Origin of the sequence: Mucilaginibacter dorajii, assembly GCF_024808255.1 — a bacterium.
Lineage (GTDB): Bacteria > Bacteroidota > Bacteroidia > Sphingobacteriales > Sphingobacteriaceae > Mucilaginibacter > Mucilaginibacter dorajii.
The window spans coordinates 132,936-153,338 of sequence record NZ_JANTYS010000008.1 but is presented as its reverse complement, the minus strand read 5'-3'; the positions used below and the strand labels follow the sequence as shown (position 1 = coordinate 153,338).

At 41.9% G+C, this 20,403-nt stretch carries 20 protein-coding genes; 2 read left to right on the top strand and 18 right to left on the bottom strand.

Annotated elements, in window-relative coordinates; all coding sequences use genetic code 11:
• Positions 1-24 precede the first annotated feature (24 nt).
• The 3 genes from FHS10_RS12930 to FHS10_RS12920 are packed head-to-tail and all read right to left on the bottom strand — an operon-like array spanning position 25 to position 4,262.
• Entirely contained in the window at positions 25-717 is a 693-nt protein-coding gene (locus FHS10_RS12930) for a response regulator transcription factor (protein WP_259091256.1), read from the bottom strand.
• Positions 718-720: 3 nt separating this feature from the next.
• Positions 721-2,367 (bottom strand): sensor histidine kinase, encoded by a 1,647-nt coding sequence (locus FHS10_RS12925; RefSeq protein WP_259091254.1) that lies wholly within the window; start codon positions 2,365-2,367, stop codon positions 721-723.
• A gap of 5 nt (positions 2,368-2,372) precedes the next feature.
• On the bottom strand, positions 2,373-4,262 hold the full coding sequence (locus tag FHS10_RS12920; RefSeq protein ID WP_259091253.1) for a S9 family peptidase: 1,890 nt from the start codon (positions 4,260-4,262) through the stop codon (positions 2,373-2,375).
• Between the two features lie 152 nt (positions 4,263-4,414).
• Between FHS10_RS12920 and FHS10_RS12915 the strand changes: the two genes are divergently transcribed.
• On the top strand, positions 4,415-6,220 hold the full coding sequence (locus FHS10_RS12915) for a tetratricopeptide repeat protein (protein ID WP_259091251.1): 1,806 nt from the start codon (positions 4,415-4,417) through the stop codon (positions 6,218-6,220).
• 179 nt (positions 6,221-6,399) lie between these two features.
• Entirely contained in the window at positions 6,400-6,702 is a 303-nt protein-coding gene (locus FHS10_RS12910; RefSeq protein ID WP_259091250.1) for a DUF4286 family protein, read from the top strand.
• 58 nt (positions 6,703-6,760) lie between these two features.
• On the opposite strand, the gene FHS10_RS12905 is transcribed toward FHS10_RS12910, so the two are convergent.
• From FHS10_RS12905 to FHS10_RS12835, 15 genes are all read right to left on the bottom strand, one after another.
• The gene (locus tag FHS10_RS12905; protein ID WP_259091249.1) at positions 6,761-7,933 is read right to left on the bottom strand and encodes a hypothetical protein; all 1,173 of its coding nucleotides are present in this window, start codon (positions 7,931-7,933) and stop codon (positions 6,761-6,763) included.
• 758 nt (positions 7,934-8,691) lie between these two features.
• Positions 8,692-9,519: an OmpA family protein gene (locus FHS10_RS12900; RefSeq protein WP_259091247.1), complete on the bottom strand. Its 828-nt coding sequence runs from the start codon at positions 9,517-9,519 to the stop codon at positions 8,692-8,694.
• Positions 9,520-9,531: 12 nt separating this feature from the next.
• Positions 9,532-10,194: a DUF2461 domain-containing protein gene (locus FHS10_RS12895; RefSeq protein WP_259091246.1), complete on the bottom strand. Its 663-nt coding sequence runs from the start codon at positions 10,192-10,194 to the stop codon at positions 9,532-9,534.
• On the bottom strand, positions 10,172-10,576 hold the full coding sequence (locus FHS10_RS12890) for a DUF983 domain-containing protein (protein ID WP_259091245.1): 405 nt from the start codon (positions 10,574-10,576) through the stop codon (positions 10,172-10,174). The genes FHS10_RS12895 and FHS10_RS12890 overlap by 23 nt, the downstream gene beginning before the upstream one ends.
• A 26-nt stretch (positions 10,577-10,602) precedes the next feature.
• Complete coding sequence (locus FHS10_RS12885; RefSeq protein ID WP_259091243.1) at positions 10,603-10,881, bottom strand: CAMCR motif-containing small membrane protein; 279 nt, start codon at positions 10,879-10,881, stop codon at positions 10,603-10,605.
• A 65-nt stretch (positions 10,882-10,946) separates the two neighbouring features.
• Complete coding sequence (locus FHS10_RS12880; RefSeq protein ID WP_259091242.1) at positions 10,947-11,522, bottom strand: DUF420 domain-containing protein; 576 nt, start codon at positions 11,520-11,522, stop codon at positions 10,947-10,949.
• Between the two features lie 5 nt (positions 11,523-11,527).
• On the bottom strand, positions 11,528-12,226 hold the full coding sequence (locus FHS10_RS12875) for an SCO family protein (protein ID WP_259091241.1): 699 nt from the start codon (positions 12,224-12,226) through the stop codon (positions 11,528-11,530).
• Entirely contained in the window at positions 12,226-12,570 is a 345-nt protein-coding gene (locus FHS10_RS12870) for a cytochrome C oxidase subunit IV family protein (protein ID WP_259091240.1), read from the bottom strand. The genes FHS10_RS12875 and FHS10_RS12870 overlap by 1 nt, the downstream gene beginning before the upstream one ends.
• A 13-nt stretch (positions 12,571-12,583) precedes the next feature.
• Positions 12,584-13,306 carry a cytochrome c oxidase subunit 3 gene (locus FHS10_RS12865; protein WP_259091238.1) on the bottom strand — a complete coding sequence of 241 codons (723 nt, stop codon included), beginning with the start codon at positions 13,304-13,306 and terminating at the stop codon, positions 12,584-12,586.
• Positions 13,307-13,327: 21 nt separating this feature from the next.
• A complete protein-coding gene (locus FHS10_RS12860; RefSeq protein WP_259091236.1) occupies positions 13,328-13,912 on the bottom strand; it encodes a cytochrome c oxidase subunit 3 in 585 nt (194 codons plus the stop codon).
• A 2-nt stretch (positions 13,913-13,914) separates the two neighbouring features.
• Positions 13,915-14,772: a heme o synthase gene (gene cyoE, locus FHS10_RS12855; protein ID WP_259091235.1), complete on the bottom strand. Its 858-nt coding sequence runs from the start codon at positions 14,770-14,772 to the stop codon at positions 13,915-13,917.
• Positions 14,769-15,830: a COX15/CtaA family protein gene (locus FHS10_RS12850; protein WP_259091230.1), complete on the bottom strand. Its 1,062-nt coding sequence runs from the start codon at positions 15,828-15,830 to the stop codon at positions 14,769-14,771. Before FHS10_RS12850 ends, cyoE begins: the two co-directional genes overlap by 4 nt.
• A 160-nt stretch (positions 15,831-15,990) precedes the next feature.
• Positions 15,991-17,877 (bottom strand): cytochrome c oxidase subunit I, encoded by a 1,887-nt coding sequence (locus FHS10_RS12845; protein WP_259091229.1) that lies wholly within the window; start codon positions 17,875-17,877, stop codon positions 15,991-15,993.
• An 18-nt stretch (positions 17,878-17,895) separates the two neighbouring features.
• Positions 17,896-19,080 (bottom strand): cytochrome c oxidase subunit II, encoded by a 1,185-nt coding sequence (locus FHS10_RS12840; RefSeq protein WP_259091227.1) that lies wholly within the window; start codon positions 19,078-19,080, stop codon positions 17,896-17,898.
• Between the two features lie 47 nt (positions 19,081-19,127).
• Entirely contained in the window at positions 19,128-20,393 is a 1,266-nt protein-coding gene (locus FHS10_RS12835) for a quinol:cytochrome C oxidoreductase (protein WP_259091226.1), read from the bottom strand.
• Between the last annotated feature and the right edge of the window lie 10 nt (positions 20,394-20,403).

The window sequence follows — 20,403 nt, the reverse complement described above, 5'->3', positions numbered from 1 at the left end:
TAAACCACAAACCCGAAGTTTCGGTTATTGATTATACACAAACTTATACCCAATCCCCCTAACAGTTTGTAAATACTGAGGCGAATCGGCATTGGTTTCTATCTTTTTACGCAGGCGAACAATGTGCATGTCCAGGGTACGGGTATTTACATCGGCGTTATAGCCCCAAACTTCCATCATCAGCTCTTCGCGGTTAATTACCTTGTTTTTATTTTTCAAAAAGTAAAGCAGAATCCGGTTCTCCAATATCGTTAACTCAATTTTACGACCATCCCTGATAAGCAGATGGGTATTTGGCAAGTGCTCCATGTTGGCAAACTTGTATGATTCGGCCTTTTCACTGTTCAGGCTGAATTTAATCTTGCTGTCAATCATCGCCACCAGTACATCCATATTAAATGGTTTGGTAATGTAGTCAGATACGCCAAAATTGTAAGCCTCAATCTTGTCAACATCCTGGGCTTTGGCGGTCATCATAATCACCAGTTTATCATAGCCCTTTTCACGAATGCTGCCGCAAACTTCGGAGCCAGTTTTGCCGGGCAGCATCCAGTCAAGCAGCACAATATCCGGCTGCTCGGCCAGGATCATTTCTTCGGCATCGCTGCCATTGTCGGCTTCCAAAACTTTATAACCTTCGGTTTGCAAACGCTCTGCAACCAGGAAACGCAGGTTCTCATCATCTTCAACCAGCGCAATCTTAATTTCTTTATTCATAATTTAATTTTCGTTTGGAAGCGTAACTATAAATTCCGAGCCCTCATTAACTTTACTGTTAACAGTGATTTCTCCGTTCATAAAATTAACCAGTTCTTTACAAAATGCCAAACCCAAACCTACGCTTCCGTTTTGGTTATATTGGTTCTCTATTCTATAAAATTTCTTAAAGACATTTTGGTGCTCGTTTTTAGGAATCCCTATCCCTCTATCAATGAACGAAAACACCAGGTCCCCTTTTTTTTGCGTAATGTTTATGCTCAATTCCTTCTTTTTAGGATGCGAGTACTTGTAAGCATTCTCTATCAAATTTTGAAAAACACTGCCTAAAAGCACTGGATCTGTATAAAAAACATGAAGGCCATCCGCCTTGTAATTTATCTTAAAATCGGGATATTTAATTTTAAAAGTATCTATATAGCGGCCAACAAAGTCATCAACCACAACTTCCTCTTTTTTAATGTTGATGGATTTATTTTCGAGTTGGGTGAATGATAACAACTTGTTCATCAAATCGTTTAACTTATCTGCCTCTTCATCCAAAATTTTACCATAGTGCTTGCGCTGCCGTTCAGTTAACTCTCCATCGCCCCGCAAATTGGAGCCCGCAATTTTAATTACGCTTACCGGGGTTTTAAACTCATGGGTAAAATTGTTAATAAAATCGTACTGTAGCTTAAACAGCTTAAGGTTAACATTCAGATTACGATAAATAAGCCAGCCTATAGCTACTAAAAACAGGGTGATCACCAAAACGGCTGCACCAATAGGCATAAACCTGCGATTGATCTCGGCCGTAAGATATCCCTGGTCAGAACTGAAGAACAGTTTATAATCTGAGAATGCCTTCGGGAAAGAAACTTCGGTGATCAGTTTATTTCCCTCACTGTCAATGGGGTCATAAACCAGTGGCTGGATAGATACATTCTGATATAACTCGTGATGCGTATTTTTCACCTTGAGCAAAAAAGGATCAAGATAAAAGGTCATCATGTTTTGCTTATAGGCCTCTGAAGGCACGATGCCATGCTGCAATTCGCGAAACACCTTTACATCTTGCCGGCGCAGGATATTGGTATAGGTTATTTTGTTTGGCTTTACATCCCAAAAGGTTTTGTATAACTCATCCTGGCTGGATACCCGTGTAGTATCAGAAAAAGCAATATAGATGCTTAGCTTGGCCGCCATCTGCCTAAAATCCGATTCATCGGCAGGGTGTATTTGCTTCGTACTCCAAATTCCATCTTTATTATGCCCAAACACGTAAGTTGCCTTAAGCGAAATATCCAAATTATTAAGCCGGGTACTAATGGCAGTGGGATGCCCGCCAATTAAAGCATCATAAAAAACTACTTTCTTAACAAACCCGTAATCCTGAAAAACCGAAGCAACGTATTTACGGGCCGATGTGGAATCAAGAAACCCCTGATAAGAGGTGATCTCGGGAATCTTGTTCTGAAAAAAATCGTTATAGGGCTTAATGGTTTGCTCCAATACTTCTATTTTTTTTGATGCGAATTCATTCTCCACATATTTTGAAGTAAGATTATAAGAGATGAAAAGTGCTACCACAAACGTGATGGAAATGAGCACCAGGAAAATGACGATCAGCGAAAAATTTTTTCGGTAAGCATTCTTTTGTACCGGCATAACCTCTATGGTTTAACCCTCATATTATCCGCCAAAAATCGCTCTATCTCGGTATACATTTCAAGGCGGTTATGCTCACTTCTAAAATAAGCACGCTCATTGGGTTTTAAAAAGTATTTAACATCCACATCGTGCTTTCGCAATTCGCGCACATACTGGTTTAACTCGCTGATATTGGCCCGCTGGTCTTTTGCCCCCTGGAAAATGATCAGCGGCACTTTTATTTTATCTGTATGAAAAACCGGCGAAATAGCCCGGAACAAATCGGCATCAGTTTCGGGGTTGCCAACCATTTCGTAGGTCATTTTTAAATACGGCTTAACAAAAGGCGGCGCATCTTTGATATAAGTAAAAAAGTTGATCAGCCCATATTGAACCACAGCACAGTTGTACAATTCGGGATGGAATGATAAGCCATATAAAGCCGAGAAACCACCAAAACGGCCACCAAAGATTGCGATCTTTTTAGGGTTGGCAATCTTTTTATTGATAAGCCAATGTACACCATCAGTTATATCCTCCTGAATTTTACCGCCTACCTGTTTGTAGCCGGCGCTTCTGAAAGCCTTACCATAGCCCGTTGATCCCCGGTAATTTACCTGAAAAACAGCATAGCCCCGGTTGGCCAAAAACTGCACCTGCTCATCGTACCCCCATGAATCGCGCGCCCAAGGGCCATCATGCGGCAACACCACAACAGGCAGGTTAGTTTTTTTATCACCCAAAGGCATCGTTAAATAGCCATTGATGGTTAAACCATCGCTTGCCTTGTAACTTATTGGCTGCATAGCGCATAATTCACCCGGCACTAAGGATGAGTTTACGTCGCCAAGCTTACTTAGCTTGCAGGTACTACTTTCATACAAGTAAAACGACCCCGGGTTACGGTCGGTATAGGTACTCAGAATAAATTTATTTTCAGAACTATCACGATCAACCACTCTTATTTCATTGCCTTTTAACTGCTCCTGTAACGTGTTGTAAATATGTTCAATATCTGGTGCCAAAAAATGTTTATGGGGCCTTGCGTCGTCCCAGCTGGCAAATTCAACACGATGTTTGTTTTTGGAATACTCCACAAACATCACATCGGCACGATCATTACTAAAAATAGTGCGTTGCTCTTTACCATCTTCCGCGTTAATTTCCACCAAAGCTGTTTTGTCGCGGTTTACGTTTGATAGCGCGTAGAAATTATTTTTCACACCGGTAAATGCAATGGGCCTTACCGAATTTTTAAAATTATTTTGAATAATAGGTTTAAACGGCGATGCATCATCCGGGCGGTACAAAATAGTTTCGTCCACCCCGTCGGATGCCCTCACCAGGCGAATCTTGCCATCAGCATCAGGAAACCATTCCGTTATGTTACCTGGGTTTATCAGATATGGGGTAAGTTCGCCGGTTTTTATATTGAGCCTGTAAATATCAAAATTAGCAGGATCACGCTTATTCATTTTAACGGTTATTATATCCGGCTGCTGTCTGTTGCGGTTTACCAGACTTACCCTTACTTTTTCTAACGATAAAATAGTGCGCATCTTTTGCGCGACCACATCCAGCGCGTACATTTTAAACCCATCGTTAGCCACAATATCCTGGTTAAAAACCAGTTGATTATTGTACGTCCAAAAGTAATCGCCACGTACGGGATAATCCTCAAAAGAAGTTTCCATATGTTCCGCACCATCGGCAAGCGATTGGATAAACAGGTTTTGCTTGTCTTTATAGGGCTTTAAATAAGAAATGTATTTGCCATCGGGCGATATTTTAAAAGCGCTTTTTTCTGGTGTTTTAAAAAAATCGGCAATAGGAATTTGCTTGATATGCTCTTTGCAGGAGCATATAAGGGTAACCGAAGCAATAAATAACAAAATCCTTAAGCGATGAAGCATATTCAACTTATCGTGTTTTATTAATCAGGTCAAATTAGATAAATAAGTTAACGTTATCAAAATGTCACTACAATTTTACCCTGTTGTACCGTTATACGAATAATAACTAAAAACGGCCGTGGTATAAATATTAATTACCTATTTTTGATTAGATGAGGGTTTTATTTGCAATTATTATTTTTGTTTTGGCGGGTACAGGCACCCTGTTTGCGCAAGACAACGAACTGCAGCTTGCCATGCAATATAACACCAATGGCGAGCCTCAAAAAGCATTGGAGATTTATCAAAAACTTTTTAAACAAAACAACGAAACCTACTACTCCTATTACGTTAACACCCTGCTAAGCCTTAAAAAATTCAGCGAAGCCGAAAGCATCACCAAAAAACTGATCCGCAAGCACCCTAACGTTAATGAATACCAGATAGTATTAGGTACGGTATACACCCAGCAAGGCAGCCTTGATAAAGCCAACGGCATTTACGATGATATGCTGAAAAACCTGCCTGCCGATCAAATGGAGATTGCCAACCTTGCTAATCAGTTTTACCAGAGTACTAATACAGATTATGCGATAAAAATTTTCTTACAGGGTCGTAAGTTGTTAAAAAACGACGAATTGTTCACTTATGAGCTCATCAACCTGTACCGTTTTAAGCGGGATAAGGTTTCGCTTACCGAAGAGTATCTAAATTTTTTGCCAACCAACCCTAATTTTATTACCCAGGCCGAAAGTAACTTTGCTACCATATTTGAGGGTGAGGCCGATTACGCGCTATTAAAATCGGCCTTATTGAGGCGGATACAGAAAGACCCTCAGCAAACCATTTATGCAGAATTGCTTACCTGGCAATACATGCAGCAAAAGGAATATGACCTGGCCCTTAACCAGGCACTGGCCCTTAGCAGGCGGCAAAATGACGAGGGCAATAGTATTTATGAGCTATGCCGAACGCTTACTACCAACGAAGCCTATGATACTGCCATCCGTGGTTATGAATATATTATTGCCAAGGGCACGGGTAATCCACTGTATGTTCCAGCCAAAATAGAGCTTATCAATACCAAAAACCTAAAGGTTACCACCGGTAAATATTTACCTGCCGACCTGTTAGGGTTAGAACAGGATTACCTTGCTTTACTTACCGAATTTGGCCGCAATAATAACACCGTGTTTGCCATGCAAAAGCTGGCCAGCCTGCAGGCCTTTAAACTCCATAAGCTTAACGACGCGCAAAAATTGTTAGAAAGCGCCGTTGCCATCCCCAATATCCGGGCCGAACTATTAGCCTCCTGCAAATTGGATTTAGGCGATATTTACCTGTTAAATAACCAGCCATGGGAAGCAACCCTGTTATACAGCCAGGTTGAAAAAGATTTTCCTAATACCCCCATTGCCCAGGATGCCAAATTTCGCAACGCAAAAATGGCTTACTATACCGGTGATTTTACCTGGGCTAAGGGGCAGCTTGATGTGTTGAAGGCCGCTACATCACAACTGATAGCCAATGATGCCCTTAATTTGTTACTGCTGATTAATGATAATGTGGCCATCGACAGCTCGGGAGCCGCGTTAAAGACCTATGCCCGGGCCGATCTGCAAATCTTTGCCGAACAGCCCGCCAAAGCGTTAGTGGCGTTGGATAGCATTGATAAAAAGTTTCCGGGTAATAGTTTAAGCGACGATATCCTGATGGCCAAAGCCCGCATCCTTATTCAACAAAAAAATTATACTGATGCGGTACCCTTGCTCAAAAAGATCTTTGATGACCACCCAACCGAGCTTTGGGCCGATGACGCTGTTTTTATGTTGGGCGACATTTACGAAAACCATCTTGATGATAAAACCAACGCCAAAAACTGGTACCAAAAGATCATAACCGACTACCCCGGCAGCCTGTATATCAACGAAGCCCGCAAACGGTTCAGATTGCTGAGGGGCGATAAGGCGGATTCGTGATTTTGGTTCATTCGTTCACTGGTTCATTAGTTCATTGGTGAAAAGTTCATTAGCTAATTTAAATTAACACGGATAGATTAAGTTCGCAATAGCCCGACGCCATTGGTAAAAAGCTTACTATCTAAAATTAATACTAATGAACCAGTGAACTAATGAACCAATGAACTAAATTTGAAGCCATGATTGTATACAACGATACCATAATATTAGATGAGGCCATACAGGACGAATGGCTTCATTACATGAAAACCATTCATATCCCGGCTGTAATGGCTACCGGTTTGTTCAGTTCATATCGCATTTTAACGGTTATCGATTCGCCAAACGAAGGCGTTACCTATTGCATTCAATACCATGCCGAAACTATCGAACATTTTCAGCAGTATTACATGAACCACCTGCATAAGTTACAGGCAACGCACCAGGCAAAGTTTGATGAAAAGTTTGTGATTTTTAATACCTTAATGGAAGAGGTAGAATAAAGCTATGAAAGACTTACGAAGTTTTAAAAACTTCGTAAGTCTGGCTTTTGTGAAACGCCTATTTCTTCGCTTCGGCTTCAACCAGTTTCCCCACCCGGTTGTTAAAATTCGCTTTAGTAATTCCGGTTATCTTTTCCAGCGCTTTAAAATAGTTTTCATTATCGGCTTCCTTTTTACCGCAGCTAATCAGTTCAATTACCGCGGCAAATCCCTTATCCTTTTCAAGCTGTTGAACGATCAGGGCGTTAATTACATAGGATACGTATAGGTGATATTGCTGATTAACACCAAAGTTTTTATTATCGTTAAAAGCCGTCAACCAATCTTTATTATCGCCCATATAGCTTTTAAACCGTTTAAATATCTCGGGCCAGCTTATGCCCCAACTGCCACCGTATAAATAGGCGCTGGCTTCATCAAGTGGCTTGTTTATCACTGCTACAGATACCGCACGGTGCAGCCTGCTATGCCAAAGATCGTGCAGATCTAAAGCCGCCGGATCATTTACCTCCCGGCCCGTTAGGGATAGGTCAATGTTATTTTCAAAGGCCGATAAATTACTCTGACCGTAACCGTTGTAATCCAGTTTATAGTCAATCCCCAGCAGGCGCATGGCGTTGGGCAGGTTATTGCACAGGTAAATTTGCGTTTGGTAAACAGGGGCATGCAAACGCTTATCAAACTCCCTGGCCTTTTTCACATAAATATTTACCTTATCCAGGTTAAGCGCAGTGCTGTAGTAAAAAGAAAAGCTTCCATCACTTTTGAGCTTCCATCCCCTGGTATTACTTTTCAGTGGCGAGCTAAAATAAAACCGGCCTTCGGCTTTTTGCGCGGTAAACGTAAAGGCGGCCCGCAATACGGGTACCGAATTAGTTACACCCATGTATGCAAGCTGAATCAGGTAGCTTGCACTATCTAACATAGCCGCATTGGTTAAATAACAAGGGTAAATATCCTTTTTATCCGCGCCCTTGCCATCGGTCATGTTCCTCATTTCATCAAGCAGGGCAGATGTTTCTGGCAAAGCATCTTTTAACACCAGGGTATTTTCTTTGTTCGGCTTTGATAACTGGCTTAAAAGATCATTCAATGATGCTATCAATTGCTTTCCTTGAACCGAGTCACCCTGTATGTGGAGGTATGGCGGAATAATAACCGGTTTTGTTTGGGCATAGCTGCCAATTGCGCACAGTGCAAGCAATAAGGCAAATGTGTATTTCTTAAACATGTGAAATATTTTAGGTAAACTAACCTACATAATATTTTTCATGATTACTATTTGCATTGAAGCAGCTTCTTAGAAGCTGTTTAAAAATAAGAAAAATAGATTGTTACTGCCTTTGGTAAGATTTTCGATATCTGAAGGACAGCATGACGTGAACAAGGCGCAGACGACTCACCCCGACGAGGCTACGCACGTCTTCCCCTCTCTCCGACTGCGTCGCATAGAGGGGGCGGAAAATAAAAACAGTTTTTACCCTCTTTGCGGCTTTAGCCGGAGAGAGGGTCGGCCAGCGAAGCGCTGCCGGGGTGAGTCGTCTCCAGCGTTCTACCGATACCAAGAAAACGAAATACATCATTATGAACGTAAACAACGAAGCAATGCGATTTTTTTGACTGTAATATCTTTCCAGAACCGTTTTTAAACAGCTTCTGAGTGTTATAAGTCAAATTTATAGCGTTGCCTGCTGCCCGTGCTATCCGCTCATACTACACAGGCCTTAGCCCAACGCCATTAAGCTAAGAGCTTGAAAGGTTGCTCCATCGGAGCAAAAGCTTTGTAGCCATATGGAAATTAAAATTTTGCGTGCCGTAGGTACGCTACCCCAGGGTTCCGTACCTACGGCACGGAGCTTCATTTTTGGCTTTTTGCTACAAAGCTCTTCCCCCGCTGGGGGAGAAAATCCTCTAAATTAATGATATTCAAAACTGACTCGTTCGCCCAAATAACGAAAACGCTCCCGAATTTCTTCGGGAGCGTTTTTGTTATTTGGTGATCAGGTTGTACAACTCATCCAGTTTTGGTGTTAACACAATCTCAATTCTTCGGTTTTTTGTTCGCGCCTCGTCTGAATTTGTGGCATCTATCGGCTGAAACTCGCCCTTACCGGTAGCTGTTAACCTGTGCGGATCAACCATTTCAACTTCGGTTAAATAGCGCGTTACCGATGTGGCACGCAGTACGCTCAAATCCCAGTTGTCTTTGATCTGCCCAAGGTTTTTTACTTTCTTATCGTCAGTATGGCCTTCAACCGCCATGTTGATATCGGGTTCTTTGTTCAATACCACGGCCAATTGTTTAAGGGCCTGTTTACCTTTATCATCAATAATGATACTACCCGATGGGAACAACAACTTATCGGCAAGAGAAACATATACCTTTCCATTACGGATATCAACAGATAAGCCGCTGGCCTGGAAACCAAGCAAAGCCTGCTGTAGCTTATTCTTAAGGGCATTGGTTGCTTCATCACGCTTTTTCAGGATGTCCTCTACTTCCTTTAACCTGGCTTCCCGTTTTTGCAGGTCGGCAGACAGCTTTTGCAAATCGGCACTTAATTGATTGGCTTTGGTTGATGTTACATCAAGGTTGTTGTTTAGCGCCAGGTTATTATTGCGCAGATCATTAATCTGCTTGTGCAGGCGCATGGTATCGTTTTGCAGTTGCGCCAATTGTGTCTCCAGGGTTTCGGTACGTGTATTTAATGAATCGCGTTGCGCGACCAGGGAGCGGTACTCTTTAGGCGACAGAATTTTGCACGAGCTAAAGCCAATGCAAAGGGTAAGGGCTAATAAAAGATATTTAATTTTCATGTGCGTAAATTATTATGCAAGGGCATTTTTCAAAAATACATTAAGCGGATAAATTTTGCTACAGGCATCGGCAACTAATTGTACCGCGTTACTGCCGGTAATTTCCTTATCAGTAATTTTATGCCAGCCCACAAAGCTTTTCAGCTTCAGCAGGTCGATATTCTCATTATCCGCGCCATATTCCCGCGGAACGGATTTCAATTGCTCCTGCTTCTTAAAATCGCCAAAAAGCTTCACAAATTCCTTGTCGTCGATGATCTGCCTCAACTCGCCGGCATTATAATCAATTTCCTGGCGAATGGTTTTTAAATTAGGCGCTTCGGGCATCCAGTAACCGCCGCCAATAAAGGAATTGCCGGGCTGGATCTGTAAATAAAACTCAACGGTACCGGGTTTCGATCCCATGGAAGGAATACTTACCCCAAAGTTATTCTTATAAGGTGTTTTGTTTTTGCTGAAACGGATATCACGATAGATGCGCATTACCCGTTTTTTCGGGTCCGTGCTTTCGTCGATAGCGGGATCAATCTTTTGCAGCTTGGCAAGCAGCTGCGCCGTAAAATCAACTACATTATCTTTGGCAACATCATAACGTTCACGGTTGGCTAAAAACCATTCGCGGTTATTATTCTCTGCCAGATCTTTTAAAAAATCAAGACTTTCCTGGTAAATCATCGGTATCTAAGTAAGCCTGGTAGTGTATTTTGGGCGATAACCAATATAACAGCAACACCCGCGAATATCTGAAATTTATAGGTGCCAGTACAAAGCAGCCTAATATTATCACACTAAGATATAACCAGGGCGAATCGGAATTATGTGTAACTAAATAGGTTAACCAGGCCAAACCCAATGCTTCGCCAACGTTAAGCGCGTAGCTCACATACATGGCCGCGTAAAAGTATCCCGGCTCAATTTCAAAGTGCAGGTTACAATGCGGACAGTTTAAATTTATTTTGTTTGCAAAGCTGTAGGCACCGCCCATAAACATATTGCCTCTTCGGCACCGGGGGCATTTACAATGAAGCATGGCCCATGCTTTGGGGGTTTCGGGCATGGCAGGTGTTTAAAATAATCGGGCTATTAGTTAAGGTTTAATTTTTCGTCGCGCATGTTAAGGTTAACATTTTTACGGCGATAGTTTTTATACCAGACATAACCACCTGCCGCTACAGCAAGGTATGGGGCACCTAATAAAAACAGGATGCCTTTATTAAGGCCTTTAGCGGCGTTACCGCCCTCTTTGGTGTTGGTTTCTACCGTTGCGGCACATTGCGCGCACTGGGCCTTTACAGGCTGCCTAACAGCCATCATTAGCCCAAGGGCCATTACGAAAAGAACAATTTTTGAGATCCGTTTCATAGCGACAAATTTAAGGAATAATAAATTAGTAACAACTCAGTAAACAAGCCTGTTTTTACCCACTATCAAAAGTTATAGTAAGGCTTAATCATCAGGTAAACAATAACGCCGGTAACGGTTACAAATAACCAGATAGGAAAAGTCCAGCGTACCAGTTTACGATGTTTGGCCACCTGCATTTGCAGACCGCGGTAAAAACTCAGCAATATCAATGGCAATACCCCGGCGGCTAAAATAATATGCGGCACCAAAATAGAAAGATATAAGGTACGCATCCCACCAACATTTTCGCGCTCGGCAGGCGACAGTACACCATCAAAATTAGCATCACCGTAAAGTGTATCATGACGCATGAGGTAATGGAACAAAATATACGATACAAGGAAAGTGGATGACAGGCAAAAAGTGATAATGTTAAGCCGCTTGTGAACTGCTATGTTGCCCTGCTTAATATAGTACAATGAAGTAAGCAAAAGTATAGTACAAGTACCATTAAGCACAGCATTAAGCATGGGCAGGTACGGGGTAAACGCAGGTGCTACTTCGGGGCCCGGGATCAGGTGACGGTTCAATACAACAACAACTGTTATTACAAATACAGTTACTGCCGCCACGAAGCGAAATATAAATTTATCGGTCATGATGTTTAATATAGGGCCTTATCCACTTTGCGCAGCTCTTCGGCTATTAATACTTTAATCTCGTCGTTAAGGCGGTTTACATCGGTTGTGTTAGCGCCGGAGTAGTAGCCCCTGATGTGTTTATCCTGGTCAATCAGGATGAGCTTATCACTATAAATAAAATCGTCCTTCCCAGCCTGTAAAGCATCTACCAGGAAGCCTTTGCGGGCCAGACCATAAATAGATGTGGTATCGCCGGTTAAAAACAACCAGCGGTTTGATTCGGGCTTATAGCTTTCAAGATAGGATTTTAAAACATCCGGGGTATCCCTGTCAGGATCAACCGTAATGCTGGTAAAATACACCATTTTGTTTTTCCAGTAGGTACCTACCAGGTAGCTCAGATTTTTGTTGATGGTAGTACAAACCGTGGGGCAATGGGTGTAAAAAAAGCTGGCTACAAATATCTTTCCTTTAAGGTCGGCTTCGCTGAACGGCTTACCGTTCTGATCGGTGAGCTTAAACGCCGGAACTTTATAATAGATGGTATCCGGGATATCCTGGCCATGAAAACGGTGACTTGTTTTGGCAACCACTTTAGGGCCAAAAAAGGCAAGCGGTTTATACCTGTTTTTGCCTTTAGCGGTTAGTAAATAATACAAAAATCCTGGTACTGCTAAAATGAGCACCAGGACTGTAATTTTTTTCCAGATGGCTGCCTTCATTACACCCGCAGATCAACCCAGTGGTGGCTTTCGTTAGTAAGTACCAGGATTAAACCTATGATAAATAAGATCGGGACAATGATAGCTAAAGCCAAACCCAGTTTCTCAAACTTTAAGTGCATAAAGAAAGCTACGATGTAAAATGCTTTAAGCAAAGTCAATACAATATACACCGGGTTAGCATAATGTATTGGCACAATACCTTTGGGCACCAATATTAAAGCTATAATAAATTCTACCGCAGTGATAGCAGAAAGGATAAGTGCTACTTTGATGATCCTTCCTTTGGTCATTGACTGGTGTTCGCCTTCTTCGTGGTGAACTTCGTGTGATTCTGTCGACATATAAATAATATTTTTAAACTAAGTAAAAGAAGGTAAACACAAATACCCAAACAAGGTCTACAAAGTGCCAGTACAAACCAACCTTTTCAACCATTAAGTAACTGCCACGTTTATCATAAGTACCCATCAATACGTTTACAGTAATGATGATATTGATGATAACACCGGTGAATACGTGGAAACCATGAAAACCGGTAATGGTAAAGAATAAGTTAGCAAACTCCTGCGCTGTCAGGTGCTGCGCAGCGGCAGTACCACCGTTAAAAAATTCCTTTAATGCTTCAGCACTTGGCGTACTTCCCCACCAAAATCCTTCGTGATGTAAGTGGTTCCACTCTAAGGCCTGGCAACCCAGGAACATAAAACCACCTATAACTGTTAATATCATCCAGGTAACAACTTCTTTTCTTGAGTTGCGGTGACCAGCCTCAACAGCTAACACCATTGTAACAGAACTCAGGATGAGGATAAAGGTCATGATACCTACGAAAACCAATGGCGCGCCATGATCAATCGAGGTGCCTGGTACCGATTGGAAAACTTTATCTGCCGCGGGCCAAACAGCCGCGCTGAAGCGCAATGCTCCGTAAGAAATCAATAATGACGAAAAGGTAAATGCATCCGAAAGGAGAAAAAACCACATCATAATTTTTCCGTACTCAACATTGAAGGGAGATCTCCCTCCCGACCACGGAGTTGTTTTTACTTCATCAATTTGTGATACTGCTGTACTCATTTGTACTTAAATAATGGTGTGTTAATTTTGGTTCAAAAGTAAAAAAACATACAGATAAATCCATATAATTCCGACAAAATGCCAAAAAATAGAAGTCATTTCCATTTTAAACAGGTTCTTAACCTGCGGAATGTTTCTGTATGATCCTGTTAAGGTATTCAATATTAATAATAAGCCTGCAATGATGTGAATCAAATGCATGCCGGTAAATATATAAACGAACGAACGCGAAGCATTCGGATCGGTTAAATAAACGTTCATTTTGTAGGTTAACACGTACCAGCCATATACCTGGATGGCAAAAAAAGCCACCCCAAGGGCGAAGGTTAACCACAAATACAATTGCTGCACACCAAACTGCAAATTTTTTGCTGCCTTATGTGCCAAAAACAAAGTACCACTGCTTAATATGATTACCGCGGTGCTGTACATAAAAGCGCTGGGCATAATCACGTTAAGGCCGTGACCTTTGCCCCCGCTATAAACGATAAAGCCACTGGTTAAAGCCGCAAAAAACATCGACGACGTGAATATAAAGATCCACATGTTGAATTTTTTGGGGGCCAGGTCAAGCTTATCGCCATTTTTCTGAATCGAAGCCATCATTTTCACTTTCCTATAAAATCAAACAAAAACATTAACTGTACCACCGGCAAATACATAAACGAGCCAAACATCAGTTTGCGGGCCGCTTCTATTTGCTGTGTGCGTAACAGGTTATACGCCTGGTACAAAAACACTACGCTACATGCTAACGATACCGCACCTACATAGTAACCGCCATAACCGTAAATAGTTGGCAATAAACTTACAGGCAGTAATATCAGTGTAAATATAAAGGTAATTATCGCACTTCCTAAATCGCGGTTGCCGGTTGGCAACAACCTGAAACCCGCCAGCTTATAATCATCATCCAACACCCAGGCGATAGCCCAAAAGTGAGGGAACTGCCATACAAACTGAATACCGAACAATATCAACGCGATGGTATCAATCTTACCGTGCGCTGCCACATAACCGATAAGTGGTGGCAAAGCGCCCGGTATAGCACCTACAAATACCACTATAGGCGATTTACGTTTTAGCGGCGTATATGCAAACGCGTATAGTAATATCGAAAATACCGATAACAAGCCGGTAAGCAGGTTAAGGCTGCCCAACAGATAGGTGCCTGCCATGCCCATGCCTAAACTTAACACCAGGGCCTGTCCGTTGGTCATCTTGCCTGAAGGCAGCGGCCGGTCCATGGTGCGTTTCATCAACTTATCCAGGTCTTTTTCAATGATCTCGTTAAAACCATTGGCCGCTGATGTTACTAAAAAGCCACCTACAATCAGTTTTACCCAGTTAAGCCAATCTATATGGCCGTTGGCCTTGCTGCCTATCAAAAATGATATCGATGCAGAAAACGTAACCAAAAAGGTTAACCTCAATTTTATCAGCTTTGAATAATCGCTCCACTTCATTTGCTTATCCCCCTAACATTAACCGACTGATGTAAATTCAACAGCAAATAAAACTGAGCACCAAATATTAAACTTGCCAATAAAATATGGGCTGCCTGCGCTACCGGCGGCAATGCCCAGTATGATAATAATACGCCTGTAACCATCTGCAGCATGATCATTAAAAAGTTAAAGCTCATTAACTGCTGATGAATAGAATGCCTGTTAAAACGCTTACGAATAAGGGCGTATAACGCCACGTTGATGATAAAAACCAATGTTGCCAAATCGCGGTGATTGGTAAAAATTTGTCCGGCACCTTTTATCCAGTTATCGCGGTAGCCGCCCTGGTAATGTGTTGCCACAGCGTCGATCTTTTCACGTACTTCGGTACCAAAGGTAATTTGTACTATGCTTAACACCAGCGCTATAATAGTAATGATATAAATAGCAGGGCTGGTATTCAATTTACTATTGCCATAAACCCGTGCCAGGTGGTATGTGTAAATACAAATGGCTAATATAGCCAGGGCCAGCAGCATATGCACAGTAACTATCCAGGCCACCAAATTGGTTGATACCACTATGGAACCCAACCATCCCTGGAAACCTACCAGGATGAGGTTAAAAACACTCAGTACGGTTATCTTTTTATCCTTGCCCCAATAATCAAATGAATAAACGGCTGATAGCAACAGGAAGATGCCAGAGATCATCCCGATTAAACGGTTAATATATTCTGTCCAGGTTTTGCCTGCATTAAATTCTTCAGGGATCAGGATAGAGCGATCCTCGCGGATCCGTTTGGCAAGGTCGCTATAGCCAAAAACATCAAGGGTTTTGGCAAAACGTTCATTCTTGGCTAAACGCTTTTCAACATACGTTTGCTTGTAATCCTTAGGTAACTCGGCACTGTTTGTGGGTGGAATGTAGCGGCCAAAACATTTAGGCCAATCGGGGCAGCCCATGCCAGAACCAGAACTACGCACAACACCCCCTGCAAGTATCAAAACAAACAGGCAAACTATTGTTATGAGGCCTATATTCTGGAAACGTTTATTAGATGCGGCTATGCTCATTTTACGATTTGAGAATTTGAGCATTTGAAAATTTGAAGATCAGCATTTTCAAATGCTCAAACTTTCATTTATTAAATGCGCCTGCGCCCACTTTTAGAATTTGAGAGTTTGAAAATTGGCATTTTCAAACTCTCAAATTTTCAAATTCTCAAATTAAAAATTATTTTACTTTTTCTTCAGCTTTCAGCGTAGTATTGAATTTATTCAACGCTTCTAAACCGGCAGGATTATCTTCAAAGTCATGAGGTAAGTTAGAGCTCATGGTTTGAGAGAAAGGTACTGTCTGCGGGATAAAATCCTCTTCGGCACCTGGCTTGCTGTAATCATATGGCCAACGGTAAACGGTAGGGATTTCGCCTGGCCAGTTACCATGTAAATGCTCTACAGGAGTTGTCCACTCCAGGGTATTTGACTCCCATGGATTTTGCGTGGTTTTTTTGCCTGCAAATATCGATGTGATGAAATTGTACAAGAAAGCAACTTGCGCTAAAGCTGCCATGATAGCGGCCCAAGTAATAAAGGTGTTAATGGTTAACCATTTTTGCATTGAAGCAAACTCGGTAAACGCGTAGTAACGACGAGGAACACCATCCAGACCCATAAAGTGCATTGGGAAGAATACCAGGTAAGCACCGATGAAAGTTAACCAGAAGTGCAGGTAACCTAATTTCTCGTCCATCAGTTTACCAAACATTTTAGGGAACCAGTGGTAAACACCGGCAAGCATACCAAATATAGCTGCCGAACCCATTACCAGGTGGAAGTGAGCTACCACAAAGTAAGTATCGTGCAGGTTGATATCCAAAGCGGCGTTACCCAGGAAAATACCTGTTAAACCACCAGAGATAAAGAATGACACCATGCCTATAGCAAATAACATAGCAGGTGTAAACCTGATGTTACCACGCCATAATGTAGCCAGCCAGTTAAATGTTTTTACCGCAGATGGTACCGCGATGATCAGCGTAGTGATCATGAACACACCACCAAGGAATGGGTTCATACCGGTTACAAACATATGGTGACCCCATACAATGAATGATAACACGGTGATACCGATAAGTGAGTAAACCATCGCGTGGTAACCAAAGATTGGTTTACGTGAGTTTACAGACATAACCTCCGATGAGATACCCATCGCAGGCATAATTACGATATATACTTCGGGGTGACCTAAGAACCAGAATAAGTGCTGGAACAGGATTGGGCTACCACCTTCATAAGGCTGGGCTACACCGTTCAATACAATGTCAGATAAATAGAAGCTGGTACCAAAGCTACGGTCAAATATCAGCAATACAACACCTGCAACTAATACAGGGAATGCAAGGATACCTAATATGGCAGTAAGAAATAAAGCCCAGATAGTTAAAGGCATTTTCCAAAGGTCCATACCTTTTGTACGCATGTTTAATACGGTACTTACGTAGTTGATACCACCCATTAATGACGATGCCACAAACATAACCATACTGATTAACCACAAGGTCATACCCTCGCCAGAGCCTGGCATTGCTTTTGGCAATGCAGATAACGGCGGGTAAATTGTCCAGCCACCGCTTGCAGGGCCTTTTTGAACAAAGAATGATGACAACATAACCACACTGGCCATAAAGAAGAACCAGTACGATAGCATGTTCATGAATGGCGAAGCCATATCACGTGCACCAATCTGCAATGGGATCAATAAGTTGGCAAAAGTACCGCTCAAGCCAGCTGTTAACACAAAGAATACCATGATGGTACCGTGAATGGTCACCAGCGACAGGTAAAACTCAGTACTGATACGGCCATTAGGTGCAAAGTGACCTAATAAAGTAGTCAATAACGGGAAAGTCTTATCAGGATAAGCCAATTGGATCCTGAAAAGTATTGATAATATCATTGCGATAACCGCCATAGTAATACCTGTGATCAGGAATTGCTTGGCGATCATTTTATGATCCATGCTAAATATGTATTTAGACACGAAAGTTTCTTTATGATGTTCGTGACCGTGTTCGTCGTGATGTGCTACTCCGTGGTCGTGAACTGCTAATGTTGACATATCGCTCTTTATCTTATATTAATTATTTAACGCTAACCTATTTTGAGACACAGTTTTTGGCGATTCCGCATCGGCGAAATGCAATTCCTTTTTTAAAGCATCGCTTAAATAAGGTTTTTGATGAGATAACCAGGTCTGGTATTCGGCCTCAGAAACTACACGTACAATTTTTTGCATGTTATAGTGACCGCCGCCGCATATTTTGTTACAGTACACTAAGTACTCAAATGTAGGGTCGTTCAAATCGGTCCGCATTTTTGCGGTTGTAATAGTTGGGGTAAATCTAAACACGGTGGGTAATCCCGGTACCGCGTTAAGCTGCACCCTGAAGTGTGGCATGTAAACGCTATGGATCACATCCTGAGCCTCAATGTTTAACCTAACAGGTTTGTTAACCGGCAGGTACATGGTATCGGCAGAAAGGTCATCAAAGCTGCTTTTCTTTTTAAAATCAACTCCTAATTTGTTGCTACCGGTAACCAGTTTAAAGTTTTTAGGGCCCAATTTACCGTCTTTACCCGGGTAACGTAATTCCCATGCAAACTGGTGGCCGGTGATATCAACATTCAAATCGCCTTTTACCTGGTGGGTATCCATAATTGATTGCCAGGTAAAGAAACCGAACACTACCAGCACAGTTAATACAATAGCAGGTACAATAGTCCAGATCTTTTCGATGGTATTATCATGCGGCAAGAAGTGCGCACGACGTTTATCAGAGTGACGGTATTGAAACAAAAAGCCAAACAACAGGATCTGGGTAACGAAGAAAACGAACATGGTTAATACCGTAGTAACAGTAAACATTTCGTCGACCTTTACACCGTGTATAGACGCCGCTTCTGGCAAGGTCATGCTTCCTTGAACGGTAAACGACCAGTAAGCACCATATAGGCCTGCCAATAGGAACACAAGGCAAATTACGCCCATTACGTTATTCCACTTAAGGCCTTTTTTACCCTGAATTTTTAAGCTAAGATCATAGATCTTTAAAATTTTACCTATTACAGCAACACCAAGGCATACCAGGAAAAATAGCAGCACATAATACGCTACACCGGTCCAGTCAACCTGTGGGGCTTCATCGCCGGTTCCGGCCGCTGCAGCCGCAGTTTGCGCCATCAGCAGGTTTGTGCCAAGAAGCATAAACGCAGCGAAGAACGATAGTATGAATTTAGAATTTATTAATTTTTTGAATGCCATTTTAATGTTTGTTTGGTATTCTGTATTTGATGCAAAAATAACAATTATTATATCTGATGATGTAAGCTCTCCTCCAGGAATGGATGTTTTTTAGGTATCGTTGACTTGAAGCTGCTTAATGCTGTCATCGTGGTGAAAACAAACAGACCGGCAAAGCCAAGGAAAATACCAATTTCAAGAGGACCAATTTCCATCCACCACTCAGCCTGAGGGCCTACGGTGCCGGGCATTATCATTACAAAATAATCAAGCCAGTGTCCAACAATCAACAAACCGCAAGTCCATGCCAGTACTTTTGTGCTACGTTTTGAATCACGCGCCATGATGATCAAAAGCGGGGCTAAAAAGTTAATCACGATATTTAACCAGAACCATGGTTTAAATTCAGGCTCCCACCTTTTCAGGAAATAAACAGCCTCTTCAGGAATATTGGCGTAATACACCAACAGGAACTGAGCAAACCAGGTATAGGTCCAGAAGATAGAGAAACCAAACATTAACTGACCAAGGCTGTGCAAGTGATTTTGAGTGATCCATTGCATATAACCCTGGCTTCTTAACCAAATAATGGTAAGGGTAATGATAGATAAGGTACTTACCCACATGGCCGCAAAATTATACCAGCCAAACATGGTTGAAAACCAGTGTGCCTCTAATGACATGATCACGTCGAAAGCAAACAAAGGAGTAGTAAAACCAAATATTACCAAAAACGCTGCTGAGATAGTAAAGCTTTTGCTGTAATAAAATACACCACCTAATTCGTCTTCAGTTTGTGAATATTTATTAAGTAACCATCCAAAAATTGAATAGGCTCCTAAAAATCCAATAATACGTGCTAAAAAGAAAGGCCTGTTCAAATACCCCGCTTTTCCGGCAATAACCGCGTTGAAATTTTCATTGCCTTTAACGGTAACGCCATTAACGGCCCACAATTTATAAAGGTAAGGAGCAACTACCGATTTGCCTTCAATATCCTGTGGATGGGTTAATGATAAACCGGCTATGATGATTATTATTAATATCACCGCGGCTAAAGGCAATGTTTTAGCAAAAGCTTGTGGTACGCGCAGCAACGATGCCGACCAACCTGCCTGGGAAACGTACTGTAATGCGCAGAAAAATACGCCAGCCATACAAACACAGGTAAAGTAGTAACCCATTAACAATAAGTTAGCAAATGTTTGTAGACTATGATTGGTTACAAAACCAGCAAGTATGGTAATGATACCTATTGCTATACCAACCAGGCTGTAAGTTTTTGCCTTGCCGGTAAATTCAAAGTGCTCGTCAAAACTATTATGAGTGCTCATTCAATCTAAT

Bases quoted from the DNA above. Each gene is read 5' to 3' on its own strand.
- FHS10_RS12910 (WP_259091250.1), top strand. From the start codon at position 6,400: ATGATTGTATACAACGATACCATAATATTAGATGAGGCCATACAGGAC.
- FHS10_RS12885 (WP_259091243.1), bottom strand. From the start codon at position 10,881: ATGAAACGGATCTCAAAAATTGTTCTTTTCGTAATGGCCCTTGGGCTA.
- FHS10_RS12905 (WP_259091249.1), bottom strand. From the start codon at position 7,933: ATGTTTAAGAAATACACATTTGCCTTATTGCTTGCACTGTGCGCAATT.
- FHS10_RS12915 (WP_259091251.1), top strand. From the start codon at position 4,415: ATGAGGGTTTTATTTGCAATTATTATTTTTGTTTTGGCGGGTACAGGC.
- FHS10_RS12890 (WP_259091245.1), bottom strand. From the start codon at position 10,576: ATGCCCGAAACCCCCAAAGCATGGGCCATGCTTCATTGTAAATGCCCC.
- FHS10_RS12845 (WP_259091229.1), bottom strand. From the start codon at position 17,877: ATGTCAACATTAGCAGTTCACGACCACGGAGTAGCACATCACGACGAA.
- FHS10_RS12870 (WP_259091240.1), bottom strand. From the start codon at position 12,570: ATGTCGACAGAATCACACGAAGTTCACCACGAAGAAGGCGAACACCAG.
- FHS10_RS12930 (WP_259091256.1), bottom strand. From the start codon at position 717: ATGAATAAAGAAATTAAGATTGCGCTGGTTGAAGATGATGAGAACCTG.
- FHS10_RS12895 (WP_259091246.1), bottom strand. From the start codon at position 10,194: ATGATTTACCAGGAAAGTCTTGATTTTTTAAAAGATCTGGCAGAGAAT.
- FHS10_RS12925 (WP_259091254.1), bottom strand. From the start codon at position 2,367: ATGCCGGTACAAAAGAATGCTTACCGAAAAAATTTTTCGCTGATCGTC.
- FHS10_RS12865 (WP_259091238.1), bottom strand. From the start codon at position 13,306: ATGAGTACAGCAGTATCACAAATTGATGAAGTAAAAACAACTCCGTGG.
- FHS10_RS12835 (WP_259091226.1), bottom strand. From the start codon at position 20,393: ATGAGCACTCATAATAGTTTTGACGAGCACTTTGAATTTACCGGCAAG.
- FHS10_RS12850 (WP_259091230.1), bottom strand. From the start codon at position 15,830: ATGAGCATAGCCGCATCTAATAAACGTTTCCAGAATATAGGCCTCATA.
- FHS10_RS12875 (WP_259091241.1), bottom strand. From the start codon at position 12,226: ATGAAGGCAGCCATCTGGAAAAAAATTACAGTCCTGGTGCTCATTTTA.
- FHS10_RS12920 (WP_259091253.1), bottom strand. From the start codon at position 4,262: ATGCTTCATCGCTTAAGGATTTTGTTATTTATTGCTTCGGTTACCCTT.
- FHS10_RS12880 (WP_259091242.1), bottom strand. From the start codon at position 11,522: ATGACCGATAAATTTATATTTCGCTTCGTGGCGGCAGTAACTGTATTT.
- FHS10_RS12900 (WP_259091247.1), bottom strand. From the start codon at position 9,519: ATGAAAATTAAATATCTTTTATTAGCCCTTACCCTTTGCATTGGCTTT.
- FHS10_RS12860 (WP_259091236.1), bottom strand. From the start codon at position 13,912: ATGATGGCTTCGATTCAGAAAAATGGCGATAAGCTTGACCTGGCCCCC.
- cyoE (WP_259091235.1), bottom strand. From the start codon at position 14,772: ATGAAGTGGAGCGATTATTCAAAGCTGATAAAATTGAGGTTAACCTTT.
- FHS10_RS12840 (WP_259091227.1), bottom strand. From the start codon at position 19,080: ATGGCATTCAAAAAATTAATAAATTCTAAATTCATACTATCGTTCTTC.